Annotated in this window: 15 protein-coding genes, 1 tRNA gene and 1 other RNA gene; 9 read left to right on the forward strand and 8 right to left on the reverse strand. The window is 64.3% G+C overall.

Annotated features, from left to right (window positions below; translation table 11 throughout):
* Positions 1 to 54: 54 nt before the first annotated feature.
* From WG908_RS00245 to tkt, 6 genes are all read right to left on the reverse strand, one after another.
* Positions 55 to 1,149 (reverse strand): L,D-transpeptidase family protein, encoded by a 1,095-nt coding sequence (locus WG908_RS00245; protein ID WP_340184548.1) that lies wholly within the window; start codon positions 1,147 to 1,149, stop codon positions 55 to 57.
* A gap of 87 nt (positions 1,150 to 1,236) precedes the next feature.
* On the reverse strand, positions 1,237 to 1,935 hold the full coding sequence (thiE, locus tag WG908_RS00250; RefSeq protein WP_340184549.1) for a thiamine phosphate synthase: 699 nt from the start codon (positions 1,933 to 1,935) through the stop codon (positions 1,237 to 1,239).
* Positions 1,936 to 2,323: 388 nt separating this feature from the next.
* Positions 2,324 to 3,217, reverse strand: a complete 894-nt coding sequence (locus WG908_RS00255; RefSeq protein ID WP_340184550.1) for a fructose bisphosphate aldolase — start codon at positions 3,215 to 3,217, stop codon at positions 2,324 to 2,326.
* A gap of 53 nt (positions 3,218 to 3,270) precedes the next feature.
* Entirely contained in the window at positions 3,271 to 4,473 is a 1,203-nt protein-coding gene (locus WG908_RS00260) for a phosphoglycerate kinase (protein WP_340184551.1), read from the reverse strand.
* Between the two features lie 144 nt (positions 4,474 to 4,617).
* Positions 4,618 to 5,628: a type I glyceraldehyde-3-phosphate dehydrogenase gene (gap, locus tag WG908_RS00265; RefSeq protein ID WP_340184552.1), complete on the reverse strand. Its 1,011-nt coding sequence runs from the start codon at positions 5,626 to 5,628 to the stop codon at positions 4,618 to 4,620.
* Between the two features lie 33 nt (positions 5,629 to 5,661).
* Positions 5,662 to 7,626 (reverse strand): transketolase, encoded by a 1,965-nt coding sequence (gene tkt / locus WG908_RS00270; RefSeq protein ID WP_340184553.1) that lies wholly within the window; start codon positions 7,624 to 7,626, stop codon positions 5,662 to 5,664.
* Between the two features lie 172 nt (positions 7,627 to 7,798).
* Here tkt and WG908_RS00275 point away from each other — a divergent pair, with 172 nt between their 5' ends.
* From WG908_RS00275 to WG908_RS00290, 5 genes are all read left to right on the forward strand, one after another.
* A complete protein-coding gene (locus WG908_RS00275; RefSeq protein ID WP_340184554.1) occupies positions 7,799 to 7,993 on the forward strand; it encodes a hypothetical protein in 195 nt (64 codons plus the stop codon).
* A complete protein-coding gene (locus tag WG908_RS00280) occupies positions 7,986 to 8,321 on the forward strand; it encodes a cell division protein ZapA (RefSeq protein WP_340184555.1) in 336 nt (111 codons plus the stop codon). The genes WG908_RS00275 and WG908_RS00280 overlap by 8 nt, the downstream gene beginning before the upstream one ends.
* Positions 8,322 to 8,332: 11 nt before the next feature.
* Positions 8,333 to 8,489, forward strand: a non-coding RNA gene (ssrS, locus tag WG908_RS16515) — 6S RNA.
* A 41-nt stretch (positions 8,490 to 8,530) separates the two neighbouring features.
* Complete coding sequence (locus WG908_RS00285) at positions 8,531 to 9,121, forward strand: 5-formyltetrahydrofolate cyclo-ligase (RefSeq protein WP_340184556.1); 591 nt, start codon at positions 8,531 to 8,533, stop codon at positions 9,119 to 9,121.
* On the forward strand, positions 9,118 to 9,363 hold the full coding sequence (locus WG908_RS00290; protein WP_340184557.1) for a DUF2842 domain-containing protein: 246 nt from the start codon (positions 9,118 to 9,120) through the stop codon (positions 9,361 to 9,363). Before WG908_RS00285 ends, WG908_RS00290 begins: the two co-directional genes overlap by 4 nt.
* A 125-nt stretch (positions 9,364 to 9,488) precedes the next feature.
* Here WG908_RS00290 and WG908_RS00295 read toward each other — a convergent pair.
* Together WG908_RS00295 and WG908_RS00300 are read right to left on the reverse strand one after the other, a co-directional pair.
* Positions 9,489 to 9,565, reverse strand: a tRNA-Asp gene (locus WG908_RS00295).
* Positions 9,566 to 9,607: 42 nt separating this feature from the next.
* On the reverse strand, positions 9,608 to 10,762 hold the full coding sequence (locus tag WG908_RS00300; RefSeq protein WP_340184558.1) for an AI-2E family transporter: 1,155 nt from the start codon (positions 10,760 to 10,762) through the stop codon (positions 9,608 to 9,610).
* A 162-nt stretch (positions 10,763 to 10,924) separates the two neighbouring features.
* Between WG908_RS00300 and WG908_RS00305 the strand changes: the two genes are divergently transcribed.
* The 4 genes from WG908_RS00305 to WG908_RS00320 all read left to right on the forward strand — a co-directional run bounded on the left by WG908_RS00305 (position 10,925) and on the right by WG908_RS00320 (position 18,267).
* Positions 10,925 to 11,398, forward strand: a complete 474-nt coding sequence (locus WG908_RS00305; RefSeq protein ID WP_340184559.1) for a hypothetical protein — start codon at positions 10,925 to 10,927, stop codon at positions 11,396 to 11,398.
* 83 nt (positions 11,399 to 11,481) lie between these two features.
* Positions 11,482 to 15,018: a DNA polymerase III subunit alpha gene (dnaE, locus tag WG908_RS00310; RefSeq protein ID WP_340184560.1), complete on the forward strand. Its 3,537-nt coding sequence runs from the start codon at positions 11,482 to 11,484 to the stop codon at positions 15,016 to 15,018.
* Positions 15,019 to 15,332: 314 nt separating this feature from the next.
* Positions 15,333 to 16,763, forward strand: a complete 1,431-nt coding sequence (locus tag WG908_RS00315) for an efflux transporter outer membrane subunit (protein WP_340184955.1) — start codon at positions 15,333 to 15,335, stop codon at positions 16,761 to 16,763.
* The gene (locus tag WG908_RS00320; RefSeq protein ID WP_340184561.1) at positions 16,753 to 18,267 is read left to right on the forward strand and encodes an efflux RND transporter periplasmic adaptor subunit; all 1,515 of its coding nucleotides are present in this window, start codon (positions 16,753 to 16,755) and stop codon (positions 18,265 to 18,267) included. The genes WG908_RS00315 and WG908_RS00320 overlap by 11 nt, the downstream gene beginning before the upstream one ends.
* Position 18,268: the final 1 nt, after the last annotated feature.

Genomic DNA, 18,268 nt, shown 5'->3' on the forward strand with positions numbered 1-18,268 from the left:
GGCCGCGCCGCCGCCCGGCCTATCCCGCTCGACCGGCATCTGGCTCGGGCCCGATCATGCCTGGAACACGGCCTTCACGCCGGTCTTCACCATCTGCGCCAGCCGCGCCGCGTCCCAGTTGGTCAGGCGGATACAACCATGGCTTTGCGTGCGGCCTATCATCTGCGGTTCGGGGGTGCCGTGAATGCCATAATGATCCTTGGACAGGTCGATCCACACCACGCCGACAGGACCGTTGGGGCCGGGTTTGAGCACCGCCTTCTCGTCCTTGGCCGACGCATCCCAGAACAGGTCGGGGCTATAGTGAAAATCGGGGTTGCGGCTCACGCCCTTGATCGTCCATTCGCCCAGCGGCAACGGGTCCCGCTGCGATCCCATCGTCGCTGAAAACTGCGCGATCAGCTTGTTCTGCGCGTCATAGACCTTCAGCAGCCCTTCAGACTTGTCGACCACGATATGATCGGCCTGCGGCTGGTCCTTGGCGACGCCCAGGCTGGCCAGCGTCTCGCCCCAGCCGCGCTCGTCCCCCTCGATCGACGCGACGGGCCGGTTTTCTATGGCCGGCACGCGGATCGTCGCCCCCGGCCCGACCTTCGTGCCCGCAGGATTGAGCGCAACCAGCGCCTCGGGCGTCGTATGGAACCGCTCCGCCAGCTTTTCGAGCAGGTTGCGATAGGTAAGCGCAGGCAGGCTGGCCTGATTGTTCAGTCCCTTGGGAATGTCGAAGAACGGCCCGCGCGCAAAGCCTTCGGGAATGCGGACCAGCCACGTCGTCGGTCGCGCCTCGCCTTCCAGCAGCGCGGTCGCCGTCGCCTGGTCATATTCGCCCGTCACCGGCAGGGCGTTGGCCTCCTGAAAGCCCCGCAGGGCGGCGGTGAAGGACATGCCTTCCCGACCGTCCAGCACACCGGGCGAAAATCCCCGGCGATCGAGCGCTACCTGGGCCTGTAATATCGAATTGGGCTGGAACGGCCCGGCGCCTGGCTCGTCCACGACCGCAAAGGCATAGGCTTCGCCGCCATCTGCCGCCGCTGCGGCCGCATTGCCGGGCTGCGCCTTATCCGGCGCGGCGGCGCTATCATTGGCACCGGTGACGCTGACGTTGCAGGCGCCGCACAACAGCGCGGCCAGAAGCAGATATTTGGGCAAGGCATTCTCTCCGTACAGGACCGAATAAGAACGCTCGAAGATGTGAAAGGCTGCGCCGCGACGGCGATTGGCAAACGGCCCGCGCCGCTACCTGTGTGGCAACACGCTCCCGAACGCCGCCACGCCCGCGCCCGCGCCGCCCGGATGGCCCCACACCGCCCCGCTGACGGCGATGAAGTCCGCGCCCGCCGCGATCAGCGGCGCGGCATTGTTCGCCGTGATCCCGCCGATGGCGACGCAGGGAAGCTCGAACAATGTCGTCCACCAGCCCAGGATCCACGGGTCGGGCCGGTGGTGCGTTTCCTTGGTGGTCGTTGGATAGAAAGCGCCGAACGCGACATAATCGGCCCCCGCCTCGCCGGCTTCCATCGCCAGATGGCGGCTGTCGTGACAGGTGACGCCGATCTGCACCTTGGGACCCAATATCTTGCGCGCCTCGCGCGGGTCGCCGTCTTCCTGCCCCAGATGCACGCCGTCCGCGCCCAGCCGCTTGGCCAGACCGATGCTGTCGTTGACGATGAACGCCACCTCCCGGTCGGCGCACAGCCTTTGCAGCGGATCGGCCAGCGCGGCGATGGCATGATCGTCAAGCCCCTTGAGCCGCAACTGGAACGCCGCGACCGGCCCGCCGTCGAACGCCGCTGCCAACCGGTCGACAAAGCCCGGCTCGATCGCCGGCGGCGAAATCAGGTACAGCTGGCAGGCGGGGCGGAACCCCGGCTCGAACTGGTCGGCAAAGGCGGGGTCGAGCGCGGTGGGATCGTCTGTTTCTGGCAGGTCTGTCATGCCCCGCGCCTTAGAGCGATTTGCGATCAGATGAAATCATTTGATGACGCGGGGGCCGCGCAAAAGCCTGGAGCGCCCAACCTTCAATCATGACCGCCCGGCCTGGGCGAACATTGGGTGATCCGGCTATTGGCAGGGCGCTCTTTAGCGGTCGACCACGATGCGATCCGATCAACCGCTCCCGCTTCAGGCGCGACCGTCCGCCAATCGCGCCGCTGTCCTACAGGCTCGCACCCATGCTAGCTATGGACCCGGCTCTTTCCACTCGTCCGTCACCCGCCGCTCCCGCGCAACATCATGTCGCGGGAATGTTCGAAAAAAACCGATCGAGCGTGAAAAGTGCGAAGTTAGAGGCTGCCGGCCCCAACAGGGCTGGAGCCTCCCTGGCCTACGCCTTGACCGTCGATGCCGCGTGGATCTCGTCGATCGCGCCGCCCAGCGATGCGGCGAACTCGTCTTCGCTCATCTGATGGCGCAGGTCCTCCAGCAGCGCACGGCTGAAGCTCGCGATCATGCCGCGATTCTTCGCCAGTTCCGCGCACGCCTCGGTTCGCTTGAAGCCCCCGGACAGCGCGACGACGCGCAGTACGCGGGGATGATCGACCAGCGGATCGAACAGCCCTGCCTTCGTCGGCAGCGACAGCTTGAGCATCACCTTGTCGTCGCCCGGCATCGCATCCAGCGCCTTGAGCAGTTCCTCGAGCAGGATCTGGTCGGCCTGCGCGCGTTCGGCGCTCTTGATGTTCACTTCCGGCTCGATCATCGGCATCAGCCCGGCGGCCAGCACCTGCTGGCCCACTTCGAACTGCTGCTTGACGACGGCGGCAATGCCCTCGCGATTGGCGAGGTGGATCACCGACCGCTCCTTCGTGCCGAACACGCCCAGGCCCTTGGCCTTGCGCAACAGCGCGTCGAGCCCCGGATTGGGCTTCATCAACTGAACGCCGTTGGCCTCGTCCTCCATGCCCTTGTCGATCTTGATGAACGGAACGACGCCGCGCTCGCTCAGCGCCTGCGGCGTGGGCTTGCCGTCGACCGTGCCGTCCATCGTCCGTTCGAACAGGATCGCGCCCAGCACCTTGTCGCCGTTGAAACACGGCGAGGTGATGATACGGCTGCGCATCTGGTGGATGAGGGCGAACATCTCCTCTTCGGAACCCCAGGCGCCTTCCTCGACACCATAGCCCTTTAGCGCGTTGGGCGTCGAACCGCCGCTCTGGTCGAGCGCGGCAATGAAGCCCTTGCCGGTGGCGATCCTGTTCATCATGTCCTGGTCGAGCATCTGCACATACTCCTTATGCTGGCCGCCTCGCGTGACGGCTTTATCGTAAAAGTTCAGCCGATCAGCGCCTTGACGCCGGGCAGGTCCTTGCCTTCCATCCATTCCAGGAAGGCGCCGCCGGCAGTCGAAACGAAGGTGAAATCGTCCGCCACGCCCGCGTGGTGGAGCGCCGCGACGGTGTCGCCGCCGCCCGCGACCGAAATCAGGCTGCCGTCCTTGGTCAGCGCGGCGGCGATCCGCGCCAGCGCAACCGTCGCCGTGTCGAACGGCGCAATCTCGAACGCGCCCAGCGGCCCGTTCCATACCAGGGTGCGGCAATTCTTGATGGCGTCGCCCAGCGCCTCGACGGCGGCTGGCCCCACATCCAATATCATCTCGTCGGCCGCGACCTCATGCACGTTGCACGTCCGCACCGAAGGCGGGTTGGCCGCGAACTCCTTCGCTACCACGACGTCATAGGGCAAGTGGATGATGCAGCCGGCCTCGTCCGCCTTGTCCAATATCGCCTCGGCCGTTTCGGCCAGTTCCTTTTCGCACAGCGACTTGCCGATATCGACCCCGCGCGCATGCAGGAAGGTGTTGGCCATGCCGCCGCCGATGATCAGATGCTGGACCTTGGTCACCAGATTGTTGAGAACGTCGAGCTTCGTCGAAACCTTCGCGCCGCCGACCACCGCCGCAACCGGGGGATTGGGCTGGCCCAGCGCCGCTTCCAGCGCGTCCAGCTCCTTTTCCATCGCCCGCCCGGCAAAGGCGGGCAGCTTGCGCGCCAACCCCTCGGTCGATGCATGGGCGCGGTGCGCGGCCGAAAAAGCATCATTGACATAAAGGTCGCCGATCGCGGCCATCGCCTCGACCAGCGCGGGTTCGTTCTTTTCCTCGCCTGCATGGAAGCGGGTATTTTCAAGGATGGCGATATCGCCCGGACGCATCACCGCGATGCCGTCAACCGCCGCCTGCCCCTGGCAATCGGGAATGAACTGCACTTCCCGGCCCAGCACGGCCGAGAGCGGTCGCGTAATTTTGCTCAACGAAAATTCCGGGTTCTTCGCCCCCTTGGGTCGCCCGAAATGCGCCAGGATCAGCACCTTCGCGCCGCGATCGGCCAGTTCCAGCACGGTCGGCATGGCGGACCGCAGGCGGGTGTCATCGCTGACCGCCCCATCCTGCATCGGCACATTCAGATCCTCGCGCACCAGCACGATCTTGCCGCTGATGTCGCCCATATCGTCGAGGGTCTTGAACGGCTTGGTCATGCTAGATTTCCCGGATTATACATAAAGGCCGCTCGGGCTTCACTGGTCTAAGGTCGGCATCGCAGGATCCGCATGAGGCAACGATCCTGCGATACGCCATTTCGACCGCGCTCAATGGTCACGCAAGTCGAACGCAGGGCGGCTTTACAGCAACCCGGCCACCACGCCCGACGTGTCGATCATGCGGTTGGAAAAGCCCCATTCATTGTCATACCAGCTGAGCACGCGGACAAGCCCGCCATCGACGACCGCCGTTTCCAGGCTGTCGACAGTCGAACTGCGCGGGTCGCCATTATAGTCGATCGACACAAGCGGCTCGTCCGAATAGCCAAGGATGCCCTTGAGCGGGCCTGCTTCGGATGCAGCCTTCAGCAGGCCGTTCACTTCCTCGATGGTGGTCGCGCGGCTGGGGATGAACTTCAGGTCCACGACCGACACGTTCGGGGTCGGCACGCGCACCGACGAACCATCCAGCTTGCCCTTCAATGCGGGCAGAACCTCGCCCACGGCGCGAGCGGCGCCGGTGGTGGTCGGAATCATCGACAGCGCGGCGGCACGCGCGCGACGCATATCCTTGTGGATCTGGTCCAGCGTGTTCTGATCGTTGGTGTAGCTATGGATCGTCGTCATGAAGCCGCTTTCGATACCGATCGCATCGTGCAGCACCTTGGCGAGCGGAGCCAGGCAGTTGGTGGTGCAGCTGGCGTTCGAGATCACGACGTCGTCCGCGGTCAGTTCATCATGGTTCACGCCGAAAACGACCGTCCTGTCGACACCGGACGCCGGGGCGGAAATGATCACGCGCTTGGCGCCGGCGGTCAGATGCGCGCTCGCCTTGGCCTTGTCGGCAAAGATGCCGGTGCATTCCAGAGCAATTTGCACGCCCTGGGCCGCGTGGGGCAGCTTGGCCGGGTCGCGCTCGGCGGTGACGGCGATGCGCTTGCCGTCCACCACCAGGAAATCGCCGTCGACGCTGACTTCGCCGGCCCAGTTGCCATGAACGGAGTCGCGCTTGAACAGCAGCGCATTGGCCTTGGCATCGCCCAGGTCGTTGATGCTCACCAGTTCCAGGTCATGATCGGTCCGCGTCAGGATCGCGCGGGCCACCAATCGACCGATACGTCCGAAACCGTTGATTGCTACCTTGGTTGCCACTGCACTAGCCTCCTATTTCCGTCAAAAATCATTTCAGTCGTTGAGAGCGGCGACGATCTGCGGCGCGATTTTGGCGGCAGTCAGGCCGAAATGATCGTAAAGATCTTCCGCCGGGGCCGAAGCGCCAAACCCGTCGATGCCAAAGCGCAGCCCGGCGATGCCGGTGTAGCGTTCCCATCCGAAGGTCGTCCCCGCCTCGATCGATACGCGCAACACATGATGCGGCAGCAGCTCTTCCTTATAGGCCACGGGCTGCGCCTCATAATGTGCCCAGCTCGGCATCGACACGACGTCGGCACCGATGCCTTGCGCTTCAAGGCTCAGGGCGGTTGCGAGCGCAATCTCGACCTCCGAACCCGTGGCGATCAGCACCACCTTGCGCTCGGCCTTGGCGGGGCGCAGCAGATAGGCGCCCTTGGCCGACAGATTTTCGGTCTTTTCGGTCCGCAACTGCGGCAGGTTCTGGCGAGTGAGCGCCAGCACCGACGGGCCGGTCGCATCTTTCAGCGCCAGTTCCCAGCATTCCGCGGTCTCGACGATGTCGGCGGGTCTATAGACGTCGAGATTCGGAATCATCCGCATCGACATGACATGCTCGATCGGCTGATGAGTAGGCCCGTCTTCGCCCAGACCGATCGAATCATGCGTCAGCACATGAATGACCCGCTGCTGCTGGAGCGCGGCCAGACGAAGGCCGCCGCGCATATAATCGGAAAAGACGAGGAAGGTCCCCCCATAGGGAATGACGCCGCCATGCAGAGCCATGCCGTTCATCGCACAGGCCATGCCGAATTCGCGAATGCCGTAATATACATAGCGGCCGGCATAATCATCCCGAGTGAGCGGCACGGTCGATTTGGTCTTGGTGTTGTTCGATCCGGTGAGGTCCGCCGATCCGCCCAGCGTTTCGGGCAGCAGATCGTTGATCGCGCCCAGCGCCAGTTCGCTCGCCTTGCGGGTAGCGACCTTCTGCGGATTGGCGATCAGGCTGTCGATATAGGTCGACAGCGAGAAATCGGCAGGCAATTCACCGGCAATGCGGCGTTCGAATTCGCCCTTGTCGGCGTGAGCGGCAAGCCGCGCCTCCCAGGCAGCGCGGACATCCTTGCCCTTGGCGCCGATCGCTTTCCAGGCGGCGGCGATGTCGTCGGGAATGACGAACGGCTCGGCGGTCCAGCCCAGAAATTCGCGCGCGGCGGCAACTTCCGCCGCGCCGAGTGCCGAACCATGGACGCCCGATGTGCCTGCCTTGTTGGGCGCGCCATAACCGATCTTGGTCGCACAGGCGATCAGCGACGGCCGCGGATCGGCAATCGCCTCATCGATCGCGCGGCGCACATCGGCGACGTCATGGCCGTTGCACGACACGACGTGCCAACCGGTTGCGGCATAGCGCGCGCGCACATCCTCGCTGCTCGAAAGATCGACCGCGCCGTCGATGGTGATCTTGTTGTCGTCCCACAGAACGATGAGGCGACCAAGGCTCAAGTGACCCGCCAGCCCGATCGCTTCATGGTTGACGCCTTCCATCAGGCAGCCGTCGCCCGCGACCACCCAGGTGCGGTGATCGACGATGTCGCCGAACTGCGCGTTCAGGTGCCGCTCGGCGATCGCCATGCCGACCGCAGTGGCAAGGCCCGAACCCAGCGGGCCGGTGGTCGCTTCGACCCCAGCCAGTTCGAAATTTTCAGGATGGCCGGCGCACGGGCTGTGCAGCTGTCGGAAATTGCGGATATCCTCGATCGTCGGCCGCGCATAGCCGGTCAGGTGCAGCAAGCTATATATCAGCATCGATCCATGGCCGGCAGACAGCACGAACCGGTCGCGGTCCGCCCATTTGGGCTGGCTGGGATCAAATTTCATATAATCGCGAAACAGGACCGTCGCAACGTCCGCCATGCCCATCGGCATGCCGGGATGCCCGCTGTTGGCGGCTTCCACCGCGTCCATGGACAAGGCGCGAATGGCGTTGGCGAGCAGCGTATCTGAGACGGTCATTGCGCTGAAATTCCTCTCGATGGAAACCATAAGCTAAAGGGCGGGCGAATCGCGATCGCGCTTCCTTTGTCGCCAGATAGATGAAGCGTCAACCACGGCGTCGTTGCAGTGCGGCATGAATAGCCTTGCAGAGCGCATTTGCGGGTGCGCTGTTTTGGGCTATGCATGGGGAATGGCAAGCGATCGCATCATGCAGGCAATCGGCACTCTGGAACGCGCAATCAGCCGGCTGGAGGCGCAGGTGGCGGACCTTCCCCGCACCGAATCGCAAAGCGCCTTGTCACCTAAGAGCGCAGGCCAGGCCCGCGCCGCGCTCCAGTCGCTCGATCAACTCATCGCCGAACTCAAGGTCCGCACCGATGGCTGAAACCACCCTGCACATTGGCGGGCGGCAATATGTGCTGACCTGTCGCGACGGCGAAGAAGCCCATCTGGCTCATCTTGCAGGGATGATCGAGGCGAGGGCCGATGCAGCGCGCAGCATCGCCCCGGGAATGACAGAAGTGCGGACATTGCTGTTCGCCGCGCTCTTCCTGGCCGACGAACTCAACGACTTGTCGCGCAAGGCAAGCGACCGGCAGGCGCAGCTGGCGCTCCAGAGTGACGACGAACCGGCGGCCAAGGCGCTGGAGGCGCTGGCCAGTCGCATCGACACGATCACGCAAAGACTTGCCGCGCCGCTCTGCGCGCCCTAGATTGGCGTTGGCGGGCACTGCCTGGTACGAGCTTTAGCGAACATCCCTGAGGCGATAATCACATCCAAGGGAGCTGTCCCTGGCCGGGCCTTGGCCCGATCCACATGGTTCCCACCTGACGTTGAGGCGTCAGAGGATATTCCAGCAAACGGCCGAGGCGGTCCCGCCACCCTTCGCTTCGCGCCCCTTGGGACAATGCCAAGACTATCATGATCGAAGACGGCCAGGATGAACCCGACAAGGTCGCGTTGCGCCAGATCGCGCGCACCCGGCGACGCAGCTTTGTCGCATCGCTCGACGCGCTTGCCCACCGTCTCGCCTTCAAGACCATCCCCTCGCCCCTTGCCAGCCGCATCGGCAATGCGGGCACCATCGCACTTTATATGCCGCTGGAGGACGAAGCGCCGGCGATGCGCCTTGCCGGGCCGTTGGGGGTGATGGGCAAGTCCATCGCCCTGCCCCGCGTCCTCGATCGTCTGGGAAGCATGGATTTCGTCGAATGGCGCGCCGAGGACCAGCTGTTCCCCGGCCTCTATGGCACCAGTCATCCCGAACCGGCCGGGCCGCCCGTGGTCCCCGATGTCATCGTCGCGCCGCTGCTCGGCTTTGACCGCGCGATGAACCGGCTCGGCCAGGGCGGCGGCTATTATGACCGCGCCTTCGCCCGCTTTCCCGATGCCCTGCGCATCGGCCTTGCCTGGTCGGTGCAGGAACACGAAGACCTGCCCGCCGACCCATGGGATTTGCCCTTGCACGCGGTGATGACGGAAATCGAAGTGATCGAAGGAACTGAGGCGTGAGCGAAGCCACCAACCAGCCAAGCTGGCGCAAGCCTGTGGGCATGTTCATCATCCTCGCGCTAATCGCGCTCTGGGCGGTGCTGGTCGCCAGCCTTTCGGGATCGATCGTTGCGCTGCCGATGCTGGTCCAGGCGGCGCTTTACATCATGCTTGGCGTTGCCTGGATATGGCTGTTGCCGCTGCGTCGCCTGCTGATGTGGATGGAAACCGGACGCTGGCGCGGCCCCACGCGCAAGACCTGAGATCCCACCGCTGACGGAACGAGTTCTCACCCTGCGATGCAGGTCCGATGCCGCTTGAACATCCTGAGCCTGCTTGGCAGGATTCATCCGAACGCTTGCAAAATGGCCATTTCCCTTCTGGAAAATGGCGCGAGTGACGGGGCTCGAACCCGCGACCTCCGGCGTGACAGGCCGGCACTCTAACCAACTGAGCTACACCCGCGTTCGGTGTGGAGCGGCCAGATATGCCGGTCAGCCCACCCTGTCAACCGTCCCCGCCGCGACTTTCTGCTTTATCGTGATTTTCCCGGCGCGGGTGCACCGTCAACGTGCCGCGCTCGAACAGGAAACCCGCGATATCGGGCATTCCCGCCGCCGAAACCACGGTCTGGATGATGATCAGCAGCGGCACGCCCAGCAACGCGCCGGGCGTTCCCCACACCCATCCCCAGAAGGTGATCGACACCAGAATCAGCAATGGATTCATGGTCAGCCGCCGCCCCAGCACCATCGGCGTCACCACATTGGCCTCGACCAGGTGGAACCCGACCTGGATCGCGGCGGGCAGCAAAGCTATCCATATATCATCGAACACCATAAGACCGCCCAGGCCCATGAGCGCGGCGCCCAGCATCGGTCCGAAATATGGCACGAAGTTCAACAACGCGACGATTCCGCCCCACATCCAGGGTGACGGCATGCCGATCAACCACAGCGCAACGCCCACCGCCACCCCCAGCGCCAGATTGATGGTGGCGATGGTCATGACGTAGGCGCTGGTCGCATCGACCACATTCTGGATCACCCGCGCCACCGCCAAGGCGCCGTCGAAGCTGCCGCGGCTGTTGATCGTGCGGCGGCGAAGGCCGGTCCAGCCGGCGAGGAAAAAGTAGATGATGAGCAGGCCGAACACCATCTGGATGATCGCCGACGGAGCCGAAGTGGCCGCGAACTGGAGCAGCGATCTGGGCGCTTCCACCGCCGCCGTCTGCGCCGCCGCCACAGGCCCGGCCGCCAGCATCTTGACCGTCTCGTCGACGAAGCGCTGAAGCTGCGAATAGATGTCGATCACTGGCGCCAGATTCGCCTGAATCTGCGGCAACCTCTCGGGCAGGATGCGGAACCAGTCGGTCGCCGGTACGACGATCAGCACCAGCGCGGTATTGGCGATCACCAGAAAGGCAATCACGGCCAGCAACGCCGCCAGCCCGGAGGGCACATGCCGACGCTCCATCCATTCGAGCAGCGGCACCAATGTGATCGCCACCACGAGCGCACAGGTGAGCGGCAGGAAGAATTCCGCCCCCGCCCGCAACGCAAAGGGCAGCGCGAGGAGCAGGCCCAGGCCCGAAGACAGCGCGATCGCTGCCAGCAACCGGTCCCGGCGGCGGTCGACTTCCGGTTCGTCCCCTTGCGTCACCCTGCCCGTCCCTTCGCACCGTCGCCTATGATCTGCACGTCCGTCGGTGGGCCGTCAATTTGCAATCCGACCAGTTCCGCGGCGCGCGCGCCAAAGACATGCTTAATCAAATTTTCGGCGCACCGTTCTAGACCACGACAGTAAGGACGAATGGGGACGGTCATGGCGATATCAAGACGGTGGGCGCTGGTCGCGCTGCTGGGAGCGGCCAGTCCCGCCAGCGGCAACACCCAGGCCGGTATCGCAATCGACACGCATATGTTCGTCGAGCGCGTGACCACCGACGTCAACGGTCGCGCCCGCCGCATATTGATGGAAGCGGATCGCGCCGAACGCGGCGACAGCCTGGTCTTCGTCGTCAACTGGCGGCATGCGGGGGCACAGCCGGTCAGCGGCATCGCGCTGACCAACATCGTGCCCGGCCGCGTGCTGATCGAACCGGCCGACGAAGCAATGCTCGTCTCTGTCGACGGCGGCGTTCGATGGGGCCGGCTCGACCAGCTCTGGATGCCGACACAGCTTGGCGGCACTCGCCGCGCGATGGCGGAGGATGTAACCCATGTCCGCTGGACCATGCCCGGCCGCATCGCGCCGGGCCAGAGCGGCCGCATGAGCTATCGCGGCACCGCACGCTAGCCCAACGCCCTTGCGTCATCGCTGCCGTCGATTTCCGTGCAACTGCCGCTTTGCGCGAATCGCACCGTTGGGTAGAACGCGACATGCCCCATGCCCCGTTCGTGCCTTTGCGCGTCTTTTCCTGCTACACGATGCTCGACGGCGCGATCGAGCCAAAGACCATCGCCAAGCAGGCCAAGGCACTCGGCTTCCCCGCGGTGGCGCTGTCCGATCGCAACGGATTATACGCGGCGATGGCGTTCTCCGACGCCTGCAAGAACGAAGGCGTCCAACCGATCATCAGCGCGATGTTGGGCATATTGCGTCCGGGCCGACCTGTCGGGGTCGCGCCAGCGCACGACTGGCTCGCCCTCTATGCCCAGGATGCGCAAGGTTATGACAATCTGTGCGAACTGGTATCTATGGCCCATCTCGATCGGCCGGTCGAGGAAGTGCCGCATGTCCATATCGATGCGCTCGAAGGCCGGACCGCGGGGCTGATCGCCCTGACCGCCGGCGGCGAAGGCGCGCTGGCGCGGCTGCTTGCCGAAGATCAGCCCGATGCAACCGAAGCCTATCTCGACCGGCTGGAGGCGCTGTTCCCGGATCGGCTATATATCGAAATTTGCCGGCGCTTCGATCCCGTCGAAGGGAAGGTGGAAGACGCGTTGCTCGATCTCGCCTATGCGCGAAATCTGCCGATCGTCGCGACCAACCCGACATGCTATGCCGAACCGCATTTTCATGAAGCCCATGATGTCATGCTGTGCATTGCCGAGAGCGCCTATGTCGAGACGGCGGATCGGCGGACGAGTTCGCCCGATGCGTGGATGAAACCGGCGGGCGAGATGCGGCGGCTGTTCGATGATCTGCCCGAAGCGCTTGCCAACACGCTGGTCGTCGCGCAGCGGTGCGCGGTGGCGGCCCCCAAACGCAAGCCCATCCTGCCGAGCCTGGCGGGCGATATCGAGGGCGAAGCGGCGATGTTGCGCGAACAGGCGGCGGCGGGCCTGGACATGCGCCTGGAAAAGCTGGGCATCATCAGCCAGGAGGAACGACAGCCCTATCTCGAACGGCTGCGGTTCGAAACCGACATCATTATCCAGATGGGATTTCCGGGCTATTTCCTGATCGTCGCCGACTTCATAAAATGGGCCAAGGATCATGACATTCCGGTGGGGCCGGGGCGCGGTTCGGGCGCAGGCTCGGTGGTCGCCTGGGCGCTGACCATCACCGATCTCGATCCGCTTCAGCTAGGGTTGCTGTTCGAACGCTTCCTCAATCCCGAGCGTGTGTCGATGCCCGACTTCGACATCGATTTCTGCGAAACCCGACGCGGCGAGGTAATCCGCTACGTTCAACAGAAATATGGCACCGATCATGTCGCCCAGATCATAACCTTCGGAAAGCTCAAGGCCCGCGCTGTGCTCAAGGACACCGGCCGCGTGCTGCAGATGAGCTATGGCCAGGTCGACCGGCTCGCCAAGCTGATCCCCAACCACCCGACCGATCCCTGGACGCTGGAGCGATCGCTGAACGGGGTAGCAGAGTTCCGCGCCGAATATGACAATGACGCACAGGTCAAGCGGCTGATAGACTATGCGATGAAGCTGGAAGGATTGCCGCGCCACAGTTCGACGCATGCGGCGGGCGTGGTTATCGGTGACCGACCGTTGAGCCAGTTGGTGCCGCTCTATCGCGACCCGCGTTCCGACATGCCCGTTACCCAGTTCGACATGAAATATGTCGAGGGCGCGGGCCTTGTAAAATTCGATTTCCTCGGCCTCAAGACCTTGTCGGTGCTGCAAAAGGCGGTGCAGCTTTTGCAGGCGCGCGGTGTGACGGTCGATCTGGAATCGTTGACCTGGGACGACAGCGCGGTTTATGACCTGCTCCAGCGTGGTGATACGGTGGGCGTTTTCCAGCTGGAATCCGAAGGGATGCGCAAGACGCTGGCGGCGGTGCGACCGACCAATTTCGGCGACATCATAGCGCTGGTCTCGCTCTATCGCCCCGGTCCGATGGACAATATCCCGATGTTCGGCCGTCGCAAGAATGGTGCCGAACCGATTGAATATCCGCACATCCTGCTCAAACCCATTCTCGAAGAAACCTATGGCATCTTCGTTTATCAGGAACAGGTGATGCAGGCGGCACAGATCCTGGCGGGCTATTCGCTGGGCGACGCCGACCTGTTGCGCCGCGCGATGGGCAAGAAGATCAAGGCGGAGATGGATGCGCAGCGGGCCCGCTTCGTCGAGGGGTGCGCGGCCAGCGACATCAAGCCGGCCAAGGCCAACGAGCTGTTCGATTTGATCGACAAGTTCGCGGGCTATGGCTTCAACAAGAGCCACGCGGCCGCCTATGCGTTGCTCGCCTATCAGACGGCCTGGCTCAAGGCGCATTATCCCGCCGAATTCTACGCCGCTTCGATGGCGTTCGACATCCATCTGACCGACAAGCTTACCGTGTTCGTCGACGATATGCGGCGAATGGGGCTGCAATGCCTTGGACCCGACATCAACCGCAGCGAGGCGGATTTTTCGGTCGAGCCGGTCGCGGCCGAGGGTAGCGATCCGCGCCTTGGCTTTGCGGTGCGCTATGCGCTGGGCGGCCTGAAGGGCGTGGGCGAAAAGGCGATGGACCAGTTGGTCGCGGAACGCGACGCGGGCGGGCCATTCAAGTCGCTCGACGATTTCGCCGACCGGATAGAGCCGCGACTGCTCAATCGCCGCCAGCTCGAAAGCCTGGCCGCCGCCGGCGCATTCGACGAGATACACGTTGATCGGGCCGGCGTCCATGCCGCCGCAGAAACGATATTGAGTGTTGCCGCGAGCAATGCCGAGGCACGGATCAGCGGCCAGGGCGGCCTGTTCGGCGACGCCGAAACGCCCCATGCCGACGTCCGCATCCCCCCACACCAGACATGGTCGGTGGCCGACCGGATGGCACAGGAAAAGGATGCCTTCGGCTTCTATTTTTCCGCCCACCCGGTCGACCGATATCGCCATATCGCCGATGCCAAGGGCGCGAAAAGCTATGGCGCGATCTGTGGACTGGCTGTCGCCGAGGGCGGTCGCGGCATGGCCATGATGGCGGCGATGGTCGAGGACGTGCGCTGGCGCGATACGCGGCGCGGTGGCCGCTATGTCGCCGCGACCTTTTCGGACAGCAGCGGGCAATTTCAGGCGAGCTGTTTCGACGAGGATGCCTGCAAGCAGATCGAGTTATTGGGGCAGGATGGCGAATGCGCGCTGCTGACGGTCGAACTGGATCGCCAGCCGGGCGAAGAAACGCCGCGCGTCACTATCCGGGGGGTCCAGCCGTTTCGTCAGATCGCGCAAGCGTCCCGCATGGAATTGGTGGTCGACGTCACCGACGTTGCGGCGGTCGCGAAACTGGCCGATGCGCTGGCGCATTGTCGGGGCGGGCGCAGCGAACTGTTCGCGCGGACGCCGGTAGCGGGCGGGCGGGCGGCGCTTGTCTTTCTGGGCGATGATTTCACCATCGGCGCGGATCAGGTGGACGCTATCGCGATCATAGAGGGGATCGCCGTCCACCGTTTCGAAGCGATGGCGCCGCAGCAGGACGGCTATCGGGCGCGGCGGCGGCGGTCGTCGTTGCGGCTGGTGGCGGGATAGCGCCGGGAATCGGCACGTCGGAACATCCACACATTGCACCTTGGCACCGCAGATCGGCTGGCCATCGCGCACGATATCGATCGTCACTAATGCCCCCTGTTGGCGCCAAATCCGGCAGGGCAGCCGCTGGTCGACCGACGCGATCGCCTCTTCGCTGCAACGTTCCGGTTCACGCATTGTTACACTTTGCGACGCGAAAATTCTTGAAGCGGCAAGTCCGCTGCATGAGATGGGATGCGAACAGCCGATCCGCCGAACCGGTGGCCCGGACCGCGACGGAGTGTCACAAGCAGGTGCGATATCGACTGATCATCATGGCCGTACCGGCGCTGACGCTCGGCGCCTGTGCGGTCGGCCCGGATTATCGCCCTCCCCAAAGTGCGGCGCTGGGCGTTCCCGCAACCTATATGCAAGGCGATTTGAGCAGGCTCGACAATGATGAGCTGGGCCAATGGTGGAACCGGCTGAACGATCCGACGCTCAGCGCCCTGATAGATGCAGCGGTCGCCAACAATCTGGGCATCGTCGCGGCGCAAGCGCGGTTGCGCCAGGCGCGGGAGTCGCTGGTGCAGGCCAACTCTGCCTTCCTGCCACAACTCAGCGCCTCGGGCAGCGGTGGCCGCAACTATAGCAGCGCCGGCGGCGGTACACGCGTCGATGATAATGGCAATGTCATTTCTGGCGGCCCCGGCAACTGGAGCGGCAGATATTCGGCCGGTGTCAATGCGAGCTGGCAGATCGACCTGTTCGGCGAACTGTCTCGATCCACCGAAGCCGCGCGTGCGGAGCTCGCCGCTTCGGGATATGATCTGGCGAGCGTGCGCCGCACGATCATTGCCGAACTGGTGACAAATTATGTTCAGGCGCGGCTGGCGCAGGAACAATTGCAGGTGGCGCGCGAACGCCTTGGATATCAACGGGATGATTATGACATCGCCCGCTGGCGTCTGCAGGCGGGTCTCGTCTCCTCCCTCGACGAACAACAGGCCCGCGCGCAACTGGCGCAGACGACAGCGTCGATCCCGACGCTGGAGGCAGGCATCAAGGGATCGCTCAACCGCATCGCCGTGCTGACCGGCCAGTCGCCGGGCGAGGCGACCCGTTCGCTGGAAACGCCAGCGCCCATGCCTGCAACGCCACGGTCGATCGCGGTCGGCATACCTGCCGATACGCTGCGCCAGCGCCCCGACGTTCGCGCCGCGGAACGGGCGCTGGCCGCTGCCACGGCGCGGATAGGGGTGGCCCAGGCGCAGCTCTATCCCGCGCTCGGCATCAGCGGCAATATCGGCACCAGTGCGACCTCGTTCAACAGCCTGTTCGATATCATCACCGGCGGCATTTTCGCCAATGTCGCTCAGGTCATCTTCGACGGCGGCCGGCTTTCCTCGCAGGTGCGGTCGCAAAGAGCCGCAACCGACGCTGCTTTTGCCATTTACAAGCAGAGCGTGCTGACCGCGCTCGAGGATGTCGAAAACGCCATGAACGCGCTTGTCAGCGCCCGCGCCCGCGTGACCCAGTTCGCTATCGCCAGGGATGCGGCGAACAACGCGTCGATCCTCACGCGCAGCCAGTATCAGGCCGGCCTCACCGATTTCCAGGCGCTGGCTACCGCCGAACAGACGCTGCTTTCCGCACGCAACAGCCTCGCTGCTGCTCGATCCGACGAAGTTCTCGCCGTTGCCCAGCTCTACAACGCGCTGGGCGGCGGCTGGCAGGCCATGGATGACCGACCCGATGAGCGATGATATGACGACCGCCGCCGACGAAGGCCTGGATGACTTCCTGGGCAAGCCGCCGGCAAAACCCTGGCGAAAATGGGTGGTGCGCGGCGCGATCGGCGTGGGCCTGTTGCTGCTGGTCCTGCTGCTCGCCCGCTGCTTTTCCAGCGACGATACGCCCAACTATGCGACCCGCGAGGTCCGGCGGGGCGACCTGACAGTCACGGTTTCCGCGACCGGCAACCTCAAACCCATCAATCAGGTCGATGTAGGGTCCGAACAGTCTGGCAAGATCACCGCCGTGTTCGTCGACGTCAACGATCGAGTAACGCGCGGGCAGAGGCTCGCCGAACTGGATACGCGACGACTGGTCGATGCCGTCACCCAGAATCGGGCGCAGCTTTCCGCCTCTCAGGCCGGCGTCGCCCAGGCCCAGGCCCAGCTAGCGCTGAGCAAAGCGACGCTCGACCGGCAGCTAAACGTCTTCAAATTATCGGGCGGCCGCGTTCCCGCCAGGACCGAGCTTGATGCGGCACGAGCGGATTACAGCTCCGCTCTCGCGTCACTCAACTCTGCCCGCGCGCAGGTGAATGTCGCGCAAGCGCAATTGTCCACCGCACAGACCAACCTGTCGATCGCCCAGATCGTGTCGCCCGTAACAGGTGTCGTCCTGTCGCGCTCGATCGAGCCGGGCCAGACAGTCGCCGCCTCGCTCAATGCGCCTGTGCTGTTCACCATTGCCGAGGATCTGACCAAGATGGAGGTAGAGGTATCGGTGGACGAGGCCGATGTAGGGCAGGTCAAGGACGGTCAGCCGGCCACCTTCGCCGTCGATGCATTCCCCGGCCGCAGCTTTCCGGCGCGCATCACGCGCGTCAGTGTCGGCTCGAACGCCAGCAGTGCGTCGTCTTCATCCGCCAGCACCACCGCCAGCAGCACCACCGGCGCGGTGGTCGCCTATACAGCGGTGCTGGCAGTCGACAATCGTGACGAGACGCTGCGCCCCGGCATGACGGCTACTGCGGACATCATTACCCAGCAGCTCAAGGATGCCCTGCTCGTCCCCAACAGCGCGCTGCGCTTCAAGCCGACGAGCGGCGCATCGCAGGGCAGTGGCATCACCAGCACGCTCATGCCCCGCCGGCGCGGCAATCGGGGCAATAACCGGCAGGTCAGCTTTGGCGCGGGCAGCACCCAAACGGTCTATGTCGTCGGCGAAGATGGCAATCCCGGGGCGATTTCCGTGGTCGTCGGCGCCAGCGATGGCGCCCGCACCGCAATCACCAGCGGCAACCTGAAACAGGGGATGCGCGTCATCACCGGCCAGCTTGCCGCGGGACAGGAGCCGCCAGCCGAAGATCAGGCCAACGGTCCCGACCGTGGGCGCGATCGGGTGCCACAATCGCCCGCGACCGACGGCAGACCGGCGACGGTCGGGCGGCTCGGCAATTCCGCCGGGCAAGCGCCGCGCACCGCGCCGGTCGCACCCAGCGGCGGCAACGCGGCGCGTGGCATGGGCGGCCAAGAATAGA

The sequence above is a fragment of the Sphingobium anseongense genome, assembly GCF_037725245.1.
In the GTDB taxonomy this organism is placed as follows: domain Bacteria; phylum Pseudomonadota; class Alphaproteobacteria; order Sphingomonadales; family Sphingomonadaceae; genus Sphingobium.